Source organism: Suipraeoptans intestinalis (assembly GCF_034091795.1).
GTDB lineage: Bacteria > Bacillota > Clostridia > Lachnospirales > Lachnospiraceae > Suipraeoptans > Suipraeoptans intestinalis.
Genome location: NZ_JAXFXH010000019.1, coordinates 206,987 through 227,281, shown reverse-complemented (window position 1 = coordinate 227,281; position 20,295 = coordinate 206,987). Strand labels below are relative to the sequence as shown.

Here is a 20,295-nt window from a genome sequence, read left to right as displayed (position 1 = left end):
TCGATATGAAAGGATGTATGAGTACAGAACTTGGCATCGTGACGGTAGATGCGGAAGTTATTGCGAAATATGCGGGAACGGTAGCGGTAGAGTGCTTTGGGATCGTAGGGATGGCGGCGGTCAATATGAAGGATGGACTGGTTCACCTGTTGAAAAAGGAGAGTCTGACCAAAGGAATACAGGTAAGGATCTCAGAGGATAATCATATCGCGATCCATTTTCATGTGATCGTGTCTTATGGTGTGAACATCTCGGCCGTTACAGACAATCTGTGCAGCAATGTAAAATATAAAGTGGAAGAATTTTCCGGAATGCCGGTAGATAAGATCAATGTCTACATTGAAGGCGTAAGAGTCATCGATTAAGGAGGGGCAAGACGTGGCTACGAAAACGATAAGTGTAGATAAGATGGCTGAAATGTTTCTTGCCGGAGCAAGGAATATTGAGGCGAAAAAGGAATATATTAACGAACTGAACGTATTTCCCGTTCCGGACGGGGATACGGGAACGAATATGTCTATGACCATCATGGCGGCTGCCAGGGAAGTGGCGGCTTTGGAACATCCGACGATGGAGGAACTGGCAAAAGCCATCTCCTCCGGATCCCTGCGGGGAGCAAGAGGAAATTCAGGGGTGATCCTGTCGCAGCTGTTAAGAGGATTCACGAAAGCGATCCGTCAGGAGAAAGAAGTAGACACCTTTGTGCTGGCGGCGGCATGTGCCAGGGGACGGGACACGGCTTACAAGGCGGTTATGAAGCCAAAGGAAGGAACCATTTTGACGGTTGCCAGCGGGATTGCGGACAAGGCAGCCCAGATGGCGGGAGAAACTGAGGATCTGGAGGTCTTTCTCGGCGAAGTGATCGCACATGGGCGGGAAGTTCTGGCAAAGACTCCGGAGATGCTGCCTGTTTTAAAAGAGGCAGGCGTGGTGGATTCCGGCGGACAGGGACTGATCGAGATCCTCCAGGGTGCTTACGATGCATTTTTAGGGAAGGAAATAGACTATCCGGCCATCATTCCGGCAGCGGAAAGAGTAGTAAAAGCAGCATCTGTGACAGAAGAGGCGGAGATTCGTTTTGGCTACTGTACAGAGTTTATCATCCTGACGGAAAAGGAATTTACAGAAGGACAGGAAAGAGAACTGAAACAGTACCTTTCTTCCATTGGTGATTCCATTGTCTGCGTAGCAGATGAAGAGGTGGTAAAGATCCACGTACATACCAACGATCCGGGTATGGCGCTGCAAAAAGCTCTGGGATATGGGCAGCTTTCCCGTATCAAGATCGACAATATGCGGGAGGAGCACCAGGAAAAACTGATCCGGGATTCCGAGAGACTGGCACGGGAGCAGGCGCAGGAAGAAAAAGAGCGGAAAAAGATGGGCTTTATCGCTGTTTCCATAGGAGAAGGACTGAATGATATTTTCCGTGAACTGGGTGTAGATTACATCATCGAAGGGGGACAGACAATGAACCCCAGCACAGAGGATATGCTCAATGCTATCCAACAGGTCAATGCGGATACTATATTCATCCTTCCCAACAACAAGAACATTGTACTGGCAGCCAGTCAGGCCAGGGAACTGGTGAAGGAGAAGGAGATCATAGTGATCCCGACAAAGACGGTTCCCCAGGGAATCACGGCAGTCATCAATTTCATGCCGGAGGAGGATGTACCCTCCAATGAGGCTGTGATGCTGGAAGAGATCGCAAAAGTGAAGACCGGACAGGTTACCTACGCAGTCCGGGATACCTGTATCGATGAGAAAGAGATCAAAGAAGGCGACATTATGGGAATTGGCGATAATGGGATTCTGGCAGTAGGGAAAGAAGTGGAAGCGACAGCCAGAGAGATGCTGGATCATCTGGTAGACGACAGTTCCGAGCTGATCAGTCTCTATTACGGGGAAAACGTCAGCGAAGAAGCGGCGGCAGCATTTGTGCAGGCGGTAGAAGAGCTGTATCCGGATCTGGATGTAGACGCTCATTACGGCGGACAGCCGATCTATTACTACGTGATGGCAGTGGAATAGTCCGTCAGGCAGGGATATGATAGAAGAGACAAGATTAAATCAACTGAAAGGGATAGGAGAAAAGACGGAAAAACTCTTCCAGAAGCTGGGACTTTTTACGGTGGGGGATCTGATCCGCTTCTATCCCAGGACTTACGATATTTATGAAGCGCCTGTCTTCATCTCCCAGTTGGAGGAAGGACGGATACAGGCGATAAGGGGAAAGATCGTATCACCGGTGCGGGTGGCGGGCAGTCGGGAAATGCAGGTCACAACTCTTTTGATCCGGGATGATACGGGAAGTCTCCGTGTACTGTGGTTTCGTATGCCCTTTTTAAAGCATAGCTTCAAAGAAGGGCAGGAAATTATTTTAAGGGGGAGGGTCGTCTTAAAAAAAGGTGAGTTCCGAATGGAGCAGCCTGAAATCTTTCTCTCTTTACAGGCATATAAAGAAAGGCTGCATTCCATGCAGCCTGTTTACAGTGTGACGGCAGGGTTGTCCAACAAAGTGGTAAAAAAGGCAGTCCAGCAGGTTCTGGAGCATTTTACGTTCAAAGAGGAAGCCTTGCCGGAGCATATTCTGAAGGAAAATCATCTATTTCTGTGGAAAGACGCTGTTCTTGGAATCCATTTCCCCAAAACAAAAGAAGAATTTGAATATAGCAGACGAAGACTAGTGTTTGACGAATTTCTCACATTTATCCTTGCCGTCAGGGGTCTGAAAGAAAAGAAGGAAGCGGAGGAAAGCAGTTATCTTGCTTGGGATGACAGGCTGAGCCAAAAACTGGAGGAATCCTTACCTTATCGGCTGACAAATGCGCAAAAGCAGGTGTGCCGGGAGGTTTCCGAAGATCTGAGATCCGGAAAAATGATGGCAAGGCTGATACAGGGAGACGTGGGATCCGGCAAAACGATCGTGGCGGTTCTGGCGCTTCTTCAGATGGTGGGAAGCGGATATCAGGGAGCACTGATGGCACCGACGGAGGTATTGGCAAATCAGCATTACGAAAGCCTGCAGAATATGTTTGCGGCTGCAGGCCTTGATGTTACCGTGGAGCTTTTGACCGGATCCCTGAAAGGGAAGGCAAGAAAAGAAGCCTATGAAAGGATTCGAGAGGGCAGGGTGGATATTGTAGTGGGAACGCATGCCCTGATCCAGGAGCAGGTGGAATATCATGAGCTTGCTCTGGTAGTTACAGATGAACAGCATAGATTTGGCGTAAACCAGAGAGGAGATTTTGCAAAAAAAGGTAAAAAACCGCATGTTTTGGTCATGAGTGCAACGCCGATTCCCAGAACACTGGCGATTATTTTGTATGGCGATCTGGACGTTTCCGTGATAGCAGAGCGTCCTTTAAACCGGATCCCGATCAAGAACTGTGTGGTGGGAACGGATTACCGCAAAAAGGCATACGCCTTCTTAAAGAAGCAGGTGGAAGAGGGGCGGCAGTGCTATGTGATCTGCCCGATGGTGGAAGAAAGCGAACATCTGGATGCAGAAAACGTAACGGATTATACAGAGATTTTGCGGGAAACATTAGGGAAGAATATCTGTGTGGAATGTCTGCACGGAAAAATGAAACCCTCTGAAAAAGACAGGCTGATGCAGGCGTTCTCTCAAAATAAGATCCAGATACTGGTGTCTACGACAGTGATTGAGGTGGGGATCGATGTTCCAAATGCTACGGTGATTCTGATCGAGAATGCGGAACGGTTTGGATTGGCACAGCTGCATCAATTAAGAGGAAGAGTGGGGCGGGGAAGGCACCAGTCTTATTGTATTTTTATGACTGCCTCCAGATCAAAAGAGATTCGGGACAGACTGGAGATTCTGAATCAGAGTAACGATGGCTTCTTTATTGCCGAAGAAGACCTGCGGCTGAGGGGACCGGGAGATCTGTTCGGGATCCGGCAAAGCGGGTTAATGGATTTTAAAATGGGGGATATCTTTCAGGATTCCCAGATATTGAAATTGGCGGCGAAGGTGGCGAAAGAACTGGAGAGGCAGGACAGGGAGTGCCTGACTCTCAGGCAGGATCCGGTGGTACTTTAGAGGACGGATCGAAAAAGGAGAAAAGGAGAAACGGTTGCAAACGAGCATAGTGGTGTTAGGGATAGTCGCACTGTACATCATACTGGAGGCAGTGCGGGAACTGCATACATTCCGAAAGGTGTATTATACCGTATCCGCAAGGGAACTGAATGGAATGAAAAGAAGCCGGAAGGTGGTTTTTTTAAGCGATCTTCACAACGCTTCCTATGGAAAAGAAAACCAGAGGCTCTACCAGGCGATCCGGGAGGAAAAACCGGATATCATCCTGATCGGAGGCGATATGCTGGTGGGAAAAAGAAGTAGCTCCTATGAGGGCACCCTCTCTTTTTTAGTACGGCTGGCAGAACTGTGTTCTGTTTATTATACGAATGGAAATCATGAGCAAAAGATGAAAGAAAACGCCCGGTTTTATGAAGGCAGATATAACAGATACAGATCCGCTTTGGAGGCGAATGGGGTCTGTGTGTTGGAAAACCGGCAGGAGGCATTCCTGTGGGACGAGGCAAAGATCTGTCTGACGGGCTTGGAGATTCCGCTTTGGGGATACAAAAAACAGGGAGGGAAACCGGTTACCAAAAGGGACCTGGATCGTCTTATGAAAAAGAAAGAGGATGGCTTTGAGATCGTTTTGGCTCATAATCCCAAGTATATGAAAGTTTATGAGAAATGGGGAGGAAATCTTTTTCTGTCCGGTCATTATCATGGAGGGATCGTAGGATTTCCGGGAAACAGAGGAATTCTGTCTCCGGATTTCCGGCTGTTTCCTCCTTACACGGCCGGAAAACATAAGCTTTCAAAGAAGGCAACAGCCATCATCAGCAGAGGTCTGGGCGTTCATACGCTGCCGTTTCGACTGTGGAATCCGGCGGAGCTGGTTATTATTACATTGCAAGGAGAAAAAGGAAATGGGAATTCCCGTAAAACTGCAGGTATTTGAAGGTCCGCTGGATCTTCTGCTACATCTGATCGATAAAAATAAAATAGATATCTACGATATTCCGATCGTAGAAATTACCGGCCAGTATATGGAATATATCCGGCAAATGGAATCGGAAGATCTAAACATTATGAGTGAATTCCTGGTAATGGCGGCTACGCTTCTGGACATCAAGTGCAGGATGCTTCTTCCGGCGGAGGAAAACGAGGAAGGGGAGAGGGAGGATCCGAGACAGGAACTTCTGGAACAGCTTCTGGAATACAAAAAATACAAATGCATGGCATCCTGGCTCAGAGACAGGGAAAGCTGTGGGGCCGGAAGGATCTGCCGGAGGGAATCTCTTCCGCCGGAAGTGAAAGAATACCAGGAGCCGGTGGATATGGATCGTCTGCTGGAAGGAGTGACATTGCAAAGGCTGCATGGAATCTTTCAGGAGGTTATGCAAAAAAGGGCGGACAAGCTGGATCCGGTCCGAAGCAAATTCGGAAAGATAGAAAAAGAAGAAGTGACCCTTCCCGAGAAACTGAGTTATGTTACCGATTACATCAGACGCAACAGAAATGTCCGCTTTCGGCAGCTACTGGAGGCCCAGACATCCAAAATACAGGTAGTCGTCACTTTTTTGGCAGTGCTTCAGCTGATGAAAGAAGGACAGATCCATGTGGAGCAGGAAAAGGCGTTTGAGGAGATCCGGATCCTGTGGAACGCGGATGAAAAATAAAAGGAAGAAAGGCAGTATGGTTGAAGTGGAAATGAACAGATTGGCAGGGATTGTCGAGGCGATACTATTTACGATGGGAGATGCGGTGGAAATCGAAAAGCTTTCGAAAGCCATTGACCATGATGAAAAAACAACACGAAAGATCCTGGAGGTACTGAAGGAAAAATATCTGGAGGAAGACAGAGGGATCCAGTTGATAGAGCTGGAAGATTCCGTGCAGCTGTGTACCAAGGCGGAAGCCTACGAATATCTGATCAGGCTGGCCAGTCAGCCCCGCAGGCACGTGCTGACGGAAGTGTTGATGGAAACGCTGTCTATCATTGCCTATAAGCAGCCGGTTACCAAACAGGAGATCGAGAAGATCAGAGGAGTTAAATCGGATCATGCAGTAAATAAGCTGGTGGAATACGAACTGGTGTCGGAGATGGGAAGGCTGGACGCTCCGGGAAAACCCATCCTGTTTGGTACGACGCAGGAGTTTTTAAGAAGGTTCGGGCTGCCTTCCGCCGGAGAACTTCCAAGTCCGGACCCGGAACAGATGGAAGAATTTAAGGAAGAGGCAGAGGAAGAAGTACAGCTGAGGCTGAATGTATAAGGACTGTCATTTTTTCAGAAAAAGATTGACAGGATGGAAAAAGTAGACTAACATAGGATCAAAGATATAGAACATTTGTTCTGAAAAGGAGAACTTAGATGAAGAAAGATACAAAGAAAGAATCAGTACAGCAGAGCAGAGAAAATGAAAAAAAATTAGAAGCTCTTTCTATGGCTATCGCAAAGCTGGAGAAGGATTTTGGAAAGGGAACGGTAATGAAGCTGGGGGATCCTGCCGCACAGGTGGCAGTGGAGACAGTTCCCACAGGCTCCCTCAGTCTGGATCTGGCGCTGGGACTTGGCGGACTGCCCAGAGGAAGGGTAATAGAGATCTACGGACCGGAGTCCAGCGGAAAGACAACAATCGCGCTTCATGCCATTGCCTCCGTACAAAGGGCAGGAGGAATTGCAGGATTTATTGATGCAGAGCATGCCCTGGATCCGGTGTATGCCAAGAATATCGGAGTAGATATTGACGAACTTTATATTTCGCAGCCGGACAGCGGAGATCAGGCGCTGGAGATCGCAGAAACGATGGCCAGATCGGGAGCGCTGGATATTATCGTCATCGACTCTGTCGCAGCTCTGGTTCCCCGGCAGGAGATCGAAGGCGGCATGGGAGACAGTCATGTGGGACTGCAGGCCAGATTGATGTCCCAGGCGCTCAGAAAGCTGACGCCTATTATCGGAAAAGCCAACTGTATTGTGATCTTCATCAACCAGCTGCGGGAAAAGGTAGGGAGCTACGGCGGCGGAGAGACAACGACGGGAGGAAGAGCGTTAAAATTCTATTCATCCGTCCGCATCGATATCAGAAGGATAGAGGTATTGAAGCAGAGCGGGGAGATGATAGGAAACAGGACGCGTGCCAAAGTTGTAAAGAACAAGATCGCGCCTCCTTTCAAAGAGGCAGAGTTCGATATTATGTATGGAAAGGGGATCTCCAAGGAGGGAGACATCCTGGACATGGGAGTCAAGTGTGATATCATCAAAAAGAGCGGCGCATGGTTTTCCTATGAAGGAACCCGACTGGGGCAAGGAAGGGAGAACTCCAAGAACTACTTTATGGAGCATCCGGAACTAGCGGAAGAAATCGAAGAGAAAGTCCGCGCCCATTCCCTGGTAAGCAATATGGGAGGAGAGGCCAAAAGCTCCGCCCCGGAGCCGGCGAAAGAGGGGATAGCTGCAAAGGAAGAAGAGCTGGATGATTTCTTTGATGAGGAACTGGACACGCTGTTTGAAGGTGATGAATAAAAATGCAGATCACCAAAATCAGACCGGTCAATGAAAAAAAGGTTTTTATAGAAACGGATGAGAAGGAAGGCTTCTGTCTTTATCTGGGAGAAGTAAAAAAACTCGGAATCCTCTGCGGAATGGAACTGTCTGCGGAGGATTATCGTCATATCAGAGAGGAAATCCTGGTAAAGCGGGCAAAAAAAAGGGCGCTATACCTTCTGAATTTTGGAAGAAAAACAGAAGATCAACTGAAAAGAAAACTGATCCAGGACAGATATCCCAAGGATGTGGCTCGGGAAGCGGTAGAATATGCGAAAAGCTTCGGTTATCTGGATGATGCCGCCTTTGCCAGAGACTACATAGAATTGAACAAGGACAGAAAGAGCAAAAGGGAAATGGCGCTTGCTCTTTTTCAAAAAGGGCTTTCCAAAGAGGAGATCCGACAGGCTATGGAGGAGGTCTATGATCAGGAAGATCACGTCAACGCCATCCGGCGCATTCTGCACCAGAAGGGATATGATCCCCGGGAGAAGGATGAGAAAAAAAGGCAGAAGATCATAGGGTATCTGGCCAGAAAAGGGTTTTCTTGGCGGGAAGTGCAAAGACAGATGGAATTGACGGAAGAAGAGACTGGGAGTGAATGGTAAGTCTTGACATAATACCGAAAACAGTATAGAATTTAGGTGTTGTATTTGTACAATGAAAATAAAATAAGGAGGTGCTCCTGTGCCAGTAGGAATAGGAATTGCTGTGGCGGTTGCGCTGATTGTGATAACGGCGATAGTCAGTAGAGCTTTGACAGTATCGAGCCTGAAGAAAAATGCAGAATCCAAGATCGGAAATGCAGAGACGAAGGCGAGAGAGATTATTGATACCGCAGTTAAAACGGCAGAAGCAAAGAAGAAGGAGTCCTTGTTGGAGATCAAGGAAGAGTCGATCCGCAACAAGAATGAACTTGAAAAGGAGAGCAAGGAACGCAGAGCAGAACTGCAGCGTTACGAAAAAAGAGTCCTTTCCAAGGAGGAGACTTTAGACAAGAAGGCAGAAGCCATCGAGAAGCGAGAAGCAGGATTCACAGCAAAGGAAGAGAGGCTGAAACAGCGGGAAGCGGAAGTGGACCAGCTGGGCAGGCAGAGAGTACAGGAACTAGAAAGAATCTCAGGACTTACCTCCGAACAAGCAAAAGAGTATTTATTAAAAACTGTTGAAGACGATGTGAAGCATGATACGGCTAAGATGATCAAGGAACTGGAGGCGCAGGCGAAGGAAGAAGCTGACAAAAAGGCGAAAGAGTATATCGTCACTGCCATCCAAAGATGCGCGGCAGATCATGTGGCAGAGACTACGATCTCTGTGGTACAGCTTCCAAGCGACGAGATGAAAGGAAGGATCATCGGACGGGAAGGACGTAATATCCGGACCCTCGAGACGCTGACGGGAATAGAATTGATCATTGATGATACACCGGAAGCGGTTATTCTGTCAGGATTTGATCCCATCCGTCGTGAAGTGGCAAGGATCGCACTGGAGAAGCTGATCGTAGACGGGCGGATCCATCCGGCAAGGATTGAAGAAATGGTGGAAAAAGCCCAGAAAGAAGTGGAAACTTTGATCCGTGAGGAAGGAGAAGCGGCTACACTGGAAGTGGGAGTTCATGGAGTACATCCGGAACTGGTGCGTCTGCTTGGACGTATGAGGTTCAGGACCAGCTATGGACAGAATGCACTAAAGCATTCCATCGAGGTGGCGCATCTGGCAGGACTTTTGGCAGGCGAGCTGGGAGTAGATACCAGAATGGCCAGACGTGCAGGACTGTTGCATGATATCGGAAAGTCCATCGACCACGATGTGGAAGGATCGCACATTCAGATCGGAGTAGATCTCTGCAGAAAGTACAAAGAATCTGCGATCGTTATTAATTCTGTGGAGTCACACCACGGAGAAGTTGAACCGGAATCTTTGATCGCATGTCTGGTACAGGCGGCGGATACCATATCTGCAGCCAGACCGGGGGCGAGAAGAGAGACCTTGGAGACATACACAAACAGACTAAAACAGTTAGAAGATATCACCAACCAGTTTAAGGGAGTGGATAAATCTTTTGCAATTCAGGCAGGTAGAGAGATTCGTGTAATGGTAGTTCCAGATAAGGTATCTGATGCAGACATGGTGCTGATGGCCAGGGATATTGCAAAGCAAATTGAGTTTGAGCTGGAATATCCGGGGCAGATCAAGGTCAATGTGATCCGGGAATCCAGGGTTACAGACTATGCCAAGTAGAAGATAAATGGAGATGATGTCGCCGAGTGGTCATATTGACTATTCGGCGATATTTTATATATCGGGAAATAATCCGAAGCAGGGATAGCAGGGGATTGTTTTCTGCCGGAGAATAGAAAGCGTGTGCCTGAGAGAAAAGAAGGATCCGGAAAACAGCAGGGAGCAGATCGCCGGAAGAGAAGGGAAAAGAGCATGGAAAAGAATGTGGTAAGGGCAGACAGAAAATTAATGTATGAAGGCTCTGTTATCAAGGTATATCAGGATAAGATGCAGTTTGCCGGAGGAAACGAAGAAAACTGGGATTATATCCATCATGACGGGGCAGCGGCGGTGGTTCCGGTGCTGCCGGATGGACGGATCCTTATGGTGGAGCAATACCGAAGCGCTCTGGACCGGGAGACATTGGAGATCCCGGCGGGCAAGCTGGATGCGCCGGGAGAGGATCCCAGACTTTGCGCCCAGAGGGAACTGGAAGAAGAGACAGGATATTTTTGTCAGGAACCAAAGTGGCTGATCACCGTTCGCACGATGGTAGCTTTTTCAAATGAAAAGGTGGAGATCTATGTAGCGGAAGATTTGATCCCATCCAGACAGCATCTGGATGAAAACGAATTTATTCATGTAAGCGCCTATCCGCTGGAAGAATTAAAAGAGAAGATCTTTCGGGGAGAGATTCAGGATTCCAAGACCATAGCGGCTCTTTTGGCCTATGGAGAGGCTTATGGGAAAAGCAGAAGAACCGCAAACTAACGAAGAAGCGGCTGGAAAGCAGAGGAGGAGAACAGGATGGAAAGAGAAAAAAGCTTTGGCCTTAACAGGGATGTGATCAAATATTTTGCCATGTTTACCATGCTGCTAAACCACATTGGCAATATTTTTCTGGAGCCGGGGACAGTCTGGCATGAGGCGCTGCTGGATATCGGATATTTTACTGCGATCACAATGTGCTATTTTCTGGTGGAAGGGTATGGATATACCAGGTCTAAATCCAGCTACAGAAACCGGTTGCTTTTCTGGGCGGTCATCTCTCAGATCCCGTTCGGCCTTGCCTTGTCATCGGGAGAGATCCTGCGATTCACCGGATTTAACATGTTATTTACCCTGTTTTTTTGCTTTTTGATCATTGATGTGATCCACACAGCGTCTCGCCGCTGGAAGAAGGTATTGTATGTGATCCTGCTGCTGCTCCCTTGTCTGTTCTGCGACTGGTTCATTCTGGCGCCTGTTTTTACTCTGTTGTTTCTTTGGGCCGGGAAAGATAAAAAGCGTCTGGCTGTTGCATACGGAATCTCCATGGGAGCGTTCGGGCTTTTGTCTATGGGAAGCTTTTACGGATACACAGGAGCAGCTCTGTTTTTTGTTGTGGCAGGAAAGGTGTCGGGGATGCTTCTTTCCGGAATCTGTATCATCTGGCTGTATAACGGCAAACGGATGGAACGGGGCAGGATTTTTTCCAAGTGGTTCTTCTACATATTTTATCCCGCCCATCTGCTGATTCTGGGGATCATACGGATCGCAATGGGATTGTAAGGAGCCTTCTGCTATGACCCTGTAGCCAACTGAAACGCAGATAACAAAAAATCCTGCTGGATAAGAAAAAATCCTATGGAACAGGAGGGTAATATGTTATAATAGCAAGAAGCTACAGGAGTGAGGAGGATACTTATGAAAAAAGTGATACAAATTAAGAGGCGCGGAATCGGGTTTCTGCTGGCATGCGCAGTGCTGCTGAGTGTTTGGCCGGGCGGATTTACAGAGTCTCTTCAGGCGGCAGATACACAGAATGTTTCTATACGTATTTTTAACCTGGAGGGGGATGGGAGCCAGAATGAGCAAACAGAATTTGAAGCGGAAGCGCCCGTCAACGCAGCGGCAAATCTTGTGGTGTCGGGAGACGGCGTAAAAATAGAAAACCCATGGCTGGTCCTTCGGGTAGAAAAAAACAAGGATAAGGCCGCAAAGCCTCAATTTGTAGACTCACAAAATGCATATCTTTCAAAATATCTGGAAGATGAAACGCATTATTACATGGTTTATAAATTAAACGCAATTGCAGGAGGCACCAATATTACATTTCCGTTCCCGTTCAAGTTTGTCGGTGGAAAGGCGGAAACAGGAGATCGGGTGACGGTGGATTTTCAGATGCTGCAGGGCGATGGAGAAGACAGAACAAATGTATCCCTGGCAGATCTTCAGGGGAAGGAAGTGCTTTACAGCACACAAAAGATCTACACGGCAAAGGCCGACTGGCTGGAGATCAATGACAGCCACATTAATATGTGGTATGCGTCAGGATATGATCAGACAAAGAAGGCCTTTTTCTACCATGCACGCAACATTCCGGAGAATCAGAAGACGACGGGAGAAACAGAAGTGATCGTCTCTCCTATGTTTTCAGAAACAGTAACAGAACCGGAAGATCTGACGGGGCGTGTGGATTACAGACATCCTAAAAACATTAAAATGCAATTTAAAATGCCTCCCTACGGAAAGCTGACGGAGGATGCAAAGAGAAATGGCTGGACCTATGATGAAACCACAAGGATCGCTACTTTGTTCAGAGAAAATCCGGATATCAGTTATGTAAAAGAAGGATGGCGTGAGGGAAAAGCCGGAATCACCTCCTGGGGCGGCTATATTCAGATGGTCAACGCTCCCTTTTTTGATGAAACAGGAGATCCCAAACTCTATACGATTGAAGCAAGCTATATTGTGAATGCAGGGTTAAGTGACGAGCGGCGCCTGCCGGACAGAAAAGCATCCTACTATCTGATTCCGGTTTACTTTAAGCCGGGCGGCGCATTCAGTATATGGAAGGATAATCTTACCGAAAGGGGGACCACGGAAAACGGGATAGGTTACGACATAAGTGAGGGGGACTATACCTATTATGGAAAAAAACTGTACGACAGGAAGCAGGATCAGACGGCAGAGGGCCTGGTTTATACACTGGACATCAGGAACAGCAATAATGGAGAATCTGCCCAAAATCCGGACAACGGACAGACGACAAAGGTATGGAGCATTACGGATAATCTGATCAGCCGGGGCGATACGGGAAGACTGTATTATAAGTATTTTACCGTCGCTAAAGTGATGGATTATTCCCCGATCTTGTCAGAGGAAAGAAAAGCAGAGATCAGAAATGCCATGATAGAAGCCATTAATGCTCCCAATAAACTATATGGGATCCGGGCGGATGGCACGAAAGAACTGATCCGGGAAAATATTAAATATCAGGAGAAGGTGGCGGTCGAGGACACGCAGGCCAAATACCTGAAGCTGGAACTGGAGCTGTCCAGACCGCTGGAGCTAAATAACAGCGCTGTGCGAATGATCACGCAGGCTTATCCGACGAAGGAAGAAGAGAAAAAATTTCAGGATGGCACGTATGCCCTCCGACAATACTATTACGGAGACGCTTCGGCATCAGTGGTAACCAGCAAACTGGGAGAAGGACTGGATACGGCTGCAAAGGACAGAAGCCTGGCACAGGGAAATGATTACTGGGCGCGTACCGGTATCGGGATCATTAATCCCAAAGTTGAGATCACAAACACAGAGAATCAAAGCGTTGCTTACTCGGCATCGGGAAGCTTTCTTAAATACAGCACGAATGTTTATGCCCAATATAACCGGGGAGATTGGGGACCACTGGCAAATGAACCATTGGAAAATGTCAGGGTGATCCAGCTTTTGCCGCCGGCATTTGAGTATGACAGTACCACCGGGACCTACTGGTATCTTGACAAGATTGAAGCGCCGCAGGTTGTGGAGAACTTTAAAAATACAGGACGTACTGCTGTGATCTACACGATCCCTCATATGGATCCCGGTGATTATCACTATAACTCTGCGAGAATAGAAACGAGAATCAGGGCACTGCCTTCTGCCAATGCAGGAAATAACAAGATAGAAAGCTTTATGGTATATGGCAACAATGATGTGATCCTGCCGCAGGATAAAGAAAATGAATATACAGATGTGCTGGATCTAAATGAAAATGGAAATGTAGACGAGATACTTGCCGCCACCAGCTCTCATATCAACTATATTCCCCCGTATGAGTTACTGGTAAAGAAACAGGTAGGGTATGACAGGAATAATTTCACCTTGTTTGCGACAGGAGATCTGGGGTATTCCTTTTATTATAAGATCAATATTTTCAATAATACGATCGCCAATGTGCAGAATGCATATATCATAGATGTTCTGCCGTACAAGGGAGACCACTACATCGTAGCAAACGATCAGGGAGAATATCTGGATCGTGCATCCCAATTTTCCACAAAGCTGGTACAGTCTTTGGAAAGCCTTCCTGAAAATCAGGCGGCGCTGGAAAAATTTGACGTCTTTTATCAGGTGACGGAACAGGGAAAAAATCTGGAAAGCGTCAGGGACGGACAGTGGCTGACAGCGGCGCAGATACAGGAGTTTTCTCAGGTAAAAAGTGTGAAATTTGTTTTGAAAAAAGGGGTACAGATGGAATCAAAGTCGGAAGTGGACTTCTTCCTTTGCTGCCGGATGCCCTATGACAAAACTTTGAACCCGGGAGAAGTGGCCATTAATTCTTCCGCTATCGCAACAGATGGAAAAACGTATTCAGAGGGAAACTCTGTGAAAGTAACCTACGAGAAGTATGGGGTGGAAGGCGTTCTATTTGATGATACGGATGAAGATGGCGTTATGGATGAAACGGAAGAACGGATCGCGGGAAGAAAGGTAGAGGTGGTGGATCCTGTTACCAAAGAAGTGGTAAAAGATCCGAACGGAGCCCCTCTTACCGCTGTGACAGATGAAAAAGGACACTACCAGATAGAAGTGTTCAAAAGAGGAGACTACCGCATCCGTTTTGCAAAGGAAACCTATGAAATCTTTACGGAAGTCAACGGGACGGCAAACAATCAAAGCAATGTGGAAACAGTATCGGGTCAGCTAGGAGACAGCTATGGATTTTCTTTAAATCCCATTTCCAAGTCTGCCGTCAGAAATGCAGGAATCATTCCGCAGGCAAGAGAAGTCTCCATCCGAAAGATCTCAACAGAAACAGGAGACAACAAAGAAGAAATCCCTCTTTCCGGCGTAGAGTTTCGTTTGATGCAGGGAGAAAAGCTGATTGCCACGCAAGCGACGGACGAAAAAGGAGAAGCGGTATTTTCCACCGTTCCTTTTGGAGAGTATACGCTGGTAGAAAGCAAGGGGATCGAAGGCTATGAGATCCTGGAACCCAAAGGCCGGAAGATCCAGGTGACGAAAGAAAAGCCGGTAGAAGTGCAGGTGTTTGAAAACAAGCCGATTCGCAGAGATATTCGTCTGATAAAGGAAGATCAGGATGAAAAGGGCAGGAAGCTGCCGGGCGTCACCTTTGCGATCTATGGAAAGGGAGAGATCGACAAGGCGATTGCAGAGGCAACGAGTGACGAGAAGGGAGAGGTGCTCTTTCGTGATATTCCCTATGGCGATTATGAGATCAGAGAGGTACAGACGATAGAAGGGTATGTACGAAAGGAGGACAGCCTGGAAGTATCTGTGAAAGAAAACGAGGAGACTGCGATAGATCTGGGAACGGTAACGAATCGAAAGATCAAAGGCACTGTCAAAATATACAAGCAGGACGGGGAAAAACATCCCCTTTCCGGAGCAGAATTTACGCTGCTTCAGGACGGAAAGGAAGTGAAAAAGCAGATCACAGATCGAGAGGGAATCGCGGTGTTTGAGGATCTGGTTTATGGAGCTTACGAAGTGGTGGAAAGCAAGGCTCCGGAAGGCTACCAGAAGGAGGAGCAGAGGTATCACTTTGAAATTCGTGAAGATGGGAAAATCCTGGAACAGACGGTGGTGAACCGGAAGATCCCTGAACCGGAAAAGAAAGATGCGACCAAAGGAACATCCAAAGTAAAAAGAGCGGCAAAGACGGGAGATGCGGCTGCTCCGGCAAGAAGTGCGATATGGCTGCTTGTAAGTGGCCTGAGTATGCTGGGGATCGTGAGAATGAGCCTCCGCCGGAAAAACAGATAACAGGAAATAAAAAGAACCAGCGCACAGGAAAGAAGCGATTTCTGTAAAGCGCTGGTTTCTTTTTAGATGCGGGAATTGTGTACGGAAATAGATACAGCAGATGTTGTTGACAGGGATGAGGGAGCGTGGTATTCTATGAATGCAAACCCTAGTAAAAAAGTAGGAATTGAAAAGAAGGTGAGAAGCATGAAACTTTCTACGAAGGGAAGATATGGTCTTCGAGCTATTATAGATCTGGCTCGTTACGGAGAGGAGGAGCCGGTATCCATAGGAAGCATTGCCGGAAGACAGGACATTTCCGAACGGTATCTGGAGCAGTTGATGGCGCTTCTGAAAAAGGCGGGATTGGTGACCAGCATCCGGGGAGCCGGAGGCGGTTATGTGCTGGCGAAAGAGGCGGATACCGTATCGGTGGGAGATGTACTGCGGGCATTGGAGGGAGATCTGGAACCTGTCCGGTGCGGAGCCTTTCACGAGGAAGAAGGCTGCCAGGGAGCAGACAGCTGTGTGACCAAGTATGTCTGGCAGAAGATCAATAACAGTATCAATGAAACTGTTGATGAGATCAAATTGAGCGAACTGGTATGGGAAAGCCGGGTAAAAAATCCGGCCGGCAATTCTCCGGGACCACAATGTGTAAATTGACAAGTCCGGGCAGGGATCAGAAGAAAAACAAAGACAGGAAAAGGATTTTGGACGGCTGCAGGATATGGGTGCAGCGACATAGAAACCAGCAGAAAATAACAGTGAAAAGGAGAGTGCAAAATGAACAGACCTATCTATTTGGATAATGCGGCAACCACAAAGACTGCACCGGAGGTAGTAGAAGCCATGCTGCCTTATTTTACAGAGCAGTACGGAAATCCCTCCAGTGTTTACAGCTTTGCAGCCGGGAACAAGGAAGTGATCGCGGCACAGCGGGAGATCATAGCAGATGTGCTGGGGGCAAAAAGCAACGAGATCTATTTTACGGCCGGAGGCTCTGAGGCGGATAACTGGGCGCTGAAGGCTACGGCAGAGGCGTACAAGAGCAAAGGAAACCATATCATCACCAGTAAGATAGAACACCATGCGATCCTGCATACAGCGGAATACCTGGAAAAAAACGGATTTGAGGTAACCTATCTGGATGTGGATGCAGACGGAAAGGTGGATCTGGACGCGTTAAAGAAGGCGATCCGTCCGACGACGATCCTGATCTCTATCATGTATGCCAACAATGAGATCGGAACGATCCAGCCCATCAGGGAAATCGGCGAAATTGCCCATGAGCATGGAATTTTGTTCCATACGGATGCCGTTCAGGCTTTCGGACAGATCCCCATTCAGGTGGATGCGTGCCACATTGACATGCTGAGTGCCAGCGGCCACAAATTAAACGGACCAAAGGGGATCGGCTTCCTTTACATCCGCACCGGCGTAAGGATTCGCTCTTTCATCCACGGCGGAGGACAGGAGAGAAAGAGGAGGGCAGGTACGGAAAATGTTCCGGGCATCGTAGGACTGGGAGCAGCAGTAAAAAGAGCGGCGGCTACCATGGAGGAACGGGCCAGACACGAGATCGAACTTCGGGATGAACTGATCCGTCAGATCGAATCGGAAATTTCCTATGTGAAACTGAACGGACACCGGACGGACAGGCTGCCAAATAACGTCAATTTCAGTTTCCGGTTCATCGAAGGAGAATCCCTTCTGATCATGCTGGATATGAAGGGGATCTGCGGATCCAGCGGTTCTGCCTGTACTTCAGGGTCCTTAGACCCCTCCCACGTACTGCTGGCCATCGGGCTGCCTCACGAAATCGCTCATGGTTCCCTGCGACTGACATTGAGTGAGGAGACGACAAAGGAAGAAATCAGTTATGTAGTGGAAAGCCTGAAAGAGATTATCGCACAGTTAAGGAAAATGTCTCCTCTCTATGAGGATTTTATAAAAAAGCACGGTTCACAAGAGTAGACAGACTGAAAAACAAGTCAAAAAAGCAGACCAGGAGGTATGAATATGTATACAGAAAAGGTAATGGATCATTTCCAGCATCCAAGAAATATGGGAGAAATAGAAAATGCCAGCGGCGTAGGAACGGTAGGGAATGCAAAATGTGGAGACATTATGCGGATCTATCTGGACATAGACGACGATCAGATCATTCGGGATGTCAAGTTTAAGACGTTTGGCTGCGGAGCCGCGGTTGCTACAAGCAGTATGGCTACAGAGCTGGTCAAAGGCAAATCCATCCAGGAAGCGATGGCGATCACCAACAAAGCGGTGATGGAGGCGCTGGACGGACTGCCGCCGGTAAAGGTACACTGCTCTTTGCTGGCAGAGGAGGCCATCCATGCGGCATTGTGGGATTATGCAGAAAAACATCAGATAAAGATCGAAGGACTGGAAAAGCCAAAATCAGATATTCATGAAGAGGAAGAAGAGGAAGAATATTAAATTTCGGGAGACAGAATGAATCGAAAAAAAGTAGTGGTAGGCATGTCCGGAGGAGTTGACTCCTCTGTGGCTGCCTATTTGTTAAAAGAAGAAGGATATGACGTGATCGGCGTCACGATGCAGATCTGGCAGGATGAGGACAGGACTTTTCAGGAAGAGCAGGGAGGATGCTGCGGGCTGAGTGCGGTAGACGATGCCAGACGGGTGGCGGCAGCCATCGGCATCCCGCATTATGTGATGAACTTTAAAAAAGAATTCAAGGAGAAGGTCATAGACTATTTTCTGGAAGAATATCTGCAGGGAAGAACGCCAAATCCCTGTATTGCCTGTAACCGCCATGTCAAATGGGAGTCTCTGCTGAAAAGAAGCATGGATATCGGAGCGGATTATATTGCAACCGGCCATTATGCAAGGATCGTCAGCCTGCCCAACGGACGCCGGTCCATCCGAACCTCCGTTACGCAAGGGAAGGATCAGACCTATGCCCTGTATAATCTGACCCAGGAGCAGCTGGCAAGAACGCTGATGCCTGTGGGAGATTATCATAAGGAGGAGATTCGGGAGATCGCACAGAAGATTTCCCTTCGGATCGCAAAAAAACCGGACAGTCAGGACATCTGTTTCGTTCCGGACGGAGACTATGCAGGATATATCGAGCAGAACACGGACAAGGGAAGCTGTCCCGGAAATTTTGTGCTGAAGGACGGAACAGTGGTGGGAAAACACAAAGGGATCGTGCATTATACTGTGGGACAGAGAAAGGGGCTGGGGATCGCTTTGGGATTTCCGGTTTTTGTTCTGGAGATACGGCCGCAGACCAATGAAGTGGTTCTGGGGAAGAAGGAGGATACACTGTCTACTCACATCAGAATGGGGGAATTAAATCTCATGTCAGAAGAACGGTTTCCCCGGAACAAGACTTTGTGGGGAAAGATCCGATATAATCACAAAGGAGGACGGTGTCGCATCGAGCAGGTGGATGAAGGGGAGGCTGTCTGTATTTTTGAGGAACCGCAGGGAGCGGCGGCCCCGGGACAGGCGCTGGTCCTTTATGACAACGAACTGGTGGTAGGCGGCGGCGTGATCCGGAAAGGGTGGATCCTATGAGAGTGGACGTACATATGCACACTGCATTTTCCCATGATTCCCAGGCGAAGCCGGAGGAAATGATCGAGGGTGCGATCCAAAAACAGATGAAAAAAATATGTCTGACCGATCACTTTGACAAGGATGATATGGAATGGGGAGAGGAGTGTATTTTCCCTGTGGAGGAATATTTCAAGACGCTGCAGCCCTTAAAAGAAGCGTACCGGGATAAAATAGACGTGGGAATCGGGGTGGAACTGGGACTTCGTCCTTATCTGGGAAAGTATTACAGGGAACTGACAGCTTCTCATCCTTTTGATTTTATCATAGGATCCGTTCACTGCATCCGGGGAGAGGATCCTGCCAAGGGAGTCTTGTTCCAGGGAAAGACAGACATGGAGGTTTACAAACAGGCGATGGAAGCGAATCTGGCTTCTGTAAGGGCCTGTGAAGAATTTGATGTTCTGGGGCATCTGGATTATGTGGTCCGGTACGGTCGGGAGAAGGAAGGGAGCTATCGGCTGGAGCCTCTGATGGAGATCATCGATGAGATCCTGCGCCTTCTTGTAGGTAGAAGGCAGGGGCTGGAGGTAAATACGGCCGGACTGAAATACGGGCTTTCCTTTCCACACCCGCACAAAAGGATCCTGCAAAGATACAGGGAGCTGGGCGGAGAGATCATTACCATGGGCTCGGATGCACACAGTCCGGAGCATATCGGATATCGGTTTACACAAGGAGTAGAGTACCTGAAAGCGTGTGGTTTTAAATATTACACAGAATTTTCTTCCAGAATACCGGTTTTTAAGCAACTTCCATAAAAATGGGAAATTTACTTGAAATGTTGTATCAAATTTAGTACAATATCACAGAAGTTGAAGTGTTTTTTGCAGTTCGAATTTCAAATACTAGGAAAAA

At 47.9% G+C, this 20,295-nt stretch carries 17 protein-coding genes; all 17 read left to right on the top strand.

Annotated elements, in window-relative coordinates:
• Positions 1–5: 5 nt before the first annotated feature.
• Positions 6–365: an Asp23/Gls24 family envelope stress response protein gene (locus SOW26_RS06865; protein WP_154475653.1), complete on the top strand. Its 360-nt coding sequence runs from the start codon at positions 6–8 to the stop codon at positions 363–365.
• 13 nt (positions 366–378) lie between these two features.
• Complete coding sequence (locus tag SOW26_RS06860) at positions 379–2,034, top strand: DAK2 domain-containing protein (RefSeq protein ID WP_320652124.1); 1,656 nt, start codon at positions 379–381, stop codon at positions 2,032–2,034.
• Between the two features lie 16 nt (positions 2,035–2,050).
• Positions 2,051–4,066, top strand: a complete 2,016-nt coding sequence (gene recG / locus SOW26_RS06855) for an ATP-dependent DNA helicase RecG (RefSeq protein ID WP_320652123.1) — start codon at positions 2,051–2,053, stop codon at positions 4,064–4,066.
• Between the two features lie 34 nt (positions 4,067–4,100).
• Positions 4,101–5,003 (top strand): metallophosphoesterase, encoded by a 903-nt coding sequence (locus SOW26_RS06850; protein ID WP_320652122.1) that lies wholly within the window; start codon positions 4,101–4,103, stop codon positions 5,001–5,003.
• Positions 4,972–5,724, top strand: coding sequence for a segregation and condensation protein A (locus SOW26_RS06845; protein ID WP_154475647.1), 753 nt, complete (start codon positions 4,972–4,974; stop codon positions 5,722–5,724). The genes SOW26_RS06850 and SOW26_RS06845 overlap by 32 nt, the downstream gene beginning before the upstream one ends.
• Positions 5,725–5,740: 16 nt before the next feature.
• Positions 5,741–6,319: an SMC-Scp complex subunit ScpB gene (scpB, locus tag SOW26_RS06840; RefSeq protein WP_154475645.1), complete on the top strand. Its 579-nt coding sequence runs from the start codon at positions 5,741–5,743 to the stop codon at positions 6,317–6,319.
• Between the two features lie 98 nt (positions 6,320–6,417).
• The gene (gene recA, locus SOW26_RS06835; RefSeq protein ID WP_154475643.1) at positions 6,418–7,572 is read left to right on the top strand and encodes a recombinase RecA; all 1,155 of its coding nucleotides are present in this window, start codon (positions 6,418–6,420) and stop codon (positions 7,570–7,572) included.
• Positions 7,573–7,574: 2 nt separating this feature from the next.
• Complete coding sequence (locus SOW26_RS06830) at positions 7,575–8,201, top strand: regulatory protein RecX (RefSeq protein ID WP_154475641.1); 627 nt, start codon at positions 7,575–7,577, stop codon at positions 8,199–8,201.
• Between the two features lie 79 nt (positions 8,202–8,280).
• Positions 8,281–9,834 carry a ribonuclease Y gene (rny, locus tag SOW26_RS06825; RefSeq protein WP_276960078.1) on the top strand — a complete coding sequence of 518 codons (1,554 nt, stop codon included), beginning with the start codon at positions 8,281–8,283 and terminating at the stop codon, positions 9,832–9,834.
• A 192-nt stretch (positions 9,835–10,026) separates the two neighbouring features.
• Complete coding sequence (locus tag SOW26_RS06820; protein WP_276960079.1) at positions 10,027–10,584, top strand: NUDIX domain-containing protein; 558 nt, start codon at positions 10,027–10,029, stop codon at positions 10,582–10,584.
• 36 nt (positions 10,585–10,620) lie between these two features.
• The gene (locus tag SOW26_RS06815; protein ID WP_320652121.1) at positions 10,621–11,364 is read left to right on the top strand and encodes a TraX family protein; all 744 of its coding nucleotides are present in this window, start codon (positions 10,621–10,623) and stop codon (positions 11,362–11,364) included.
• 135 nt (positions 11,365–11,499) lie between these two features.
• Positions 11,500–15,852: an MSCRAMM family protein gene (locus tag SOW26_RS06810; RefSeq protein WP_320652120.1), complete on the top strand. Its 4,353-nt coding sequence runs from the start codon at positions 11,500–11,502 to the stop codon at positions 15,850–15,852.
• Between the two features lie 186 nt (positions 15,853–16,038).
• Entirely contained in the window at positions 16,039–16,497 is a 459-nt protein-coding gene (locus SOW26_RS06805; RefSeq protein ID WP_154478755.1) for an RrF2 family transcriptional regulator, read from the top strand.
• A gap of 120 nt (positions 16,498–16,617) precedes the next feature.
• Positions 16,618–17,808 (top strand): cysteine desulfurase NifS, encoded by a 1,191-nt coding sequence (nifS, locus tag SOW26_RS06800; protein WP_276958996.1) that lies wholly within the window; start codon positions 16,618–16,620, stop codon positions 17,806–17,808.
• Positions 17,809–17,853: 45 nt separating this feature from the next.
• Positions 17,854–18,291 carry a Fe-S cluster assembly scaffold protein NifU gene (gene nifU / locus SOW26_RS06795; RefSeq protein ID WP_154475631.1) on the top strand — a complete coding sequence of 146 codons (438 nt, stop codon included), beginning with the start codon at positions 17,854–17,856 and terminating at the stop codon, positions 18,289–18,291.
• A gap of 15 nt (positions 18,292–18,306) precedes the next feature.
• Positions 18,307–19,398, top strand: a complete 1,092-nt coding sequence (mnmA, locus tag SOW26_RS06790) for a tRNA 2-thiouridine(34) synthase MnmA (protein ID WP_276959000.1) — start codon at positions 18,307–18,309, stop codon at positions 19,396–19,398.
• Complete coding sequence (locus SOW26_RS06785; RefSeq protein WP_320652119.1) at positions 19,395–20,198, top strand: histidinol-phosphatase HisJ family protein; 804 nt, start codon at positions 19,395–19,397, stop codon at positions 20,196–20,198. Before mnmA ends, SOW26_RS06785 begins: the two co-directional genes overlap by 4 nt.
• Positions 20,199–20,295: the final 97 nt, after the last annotated feature.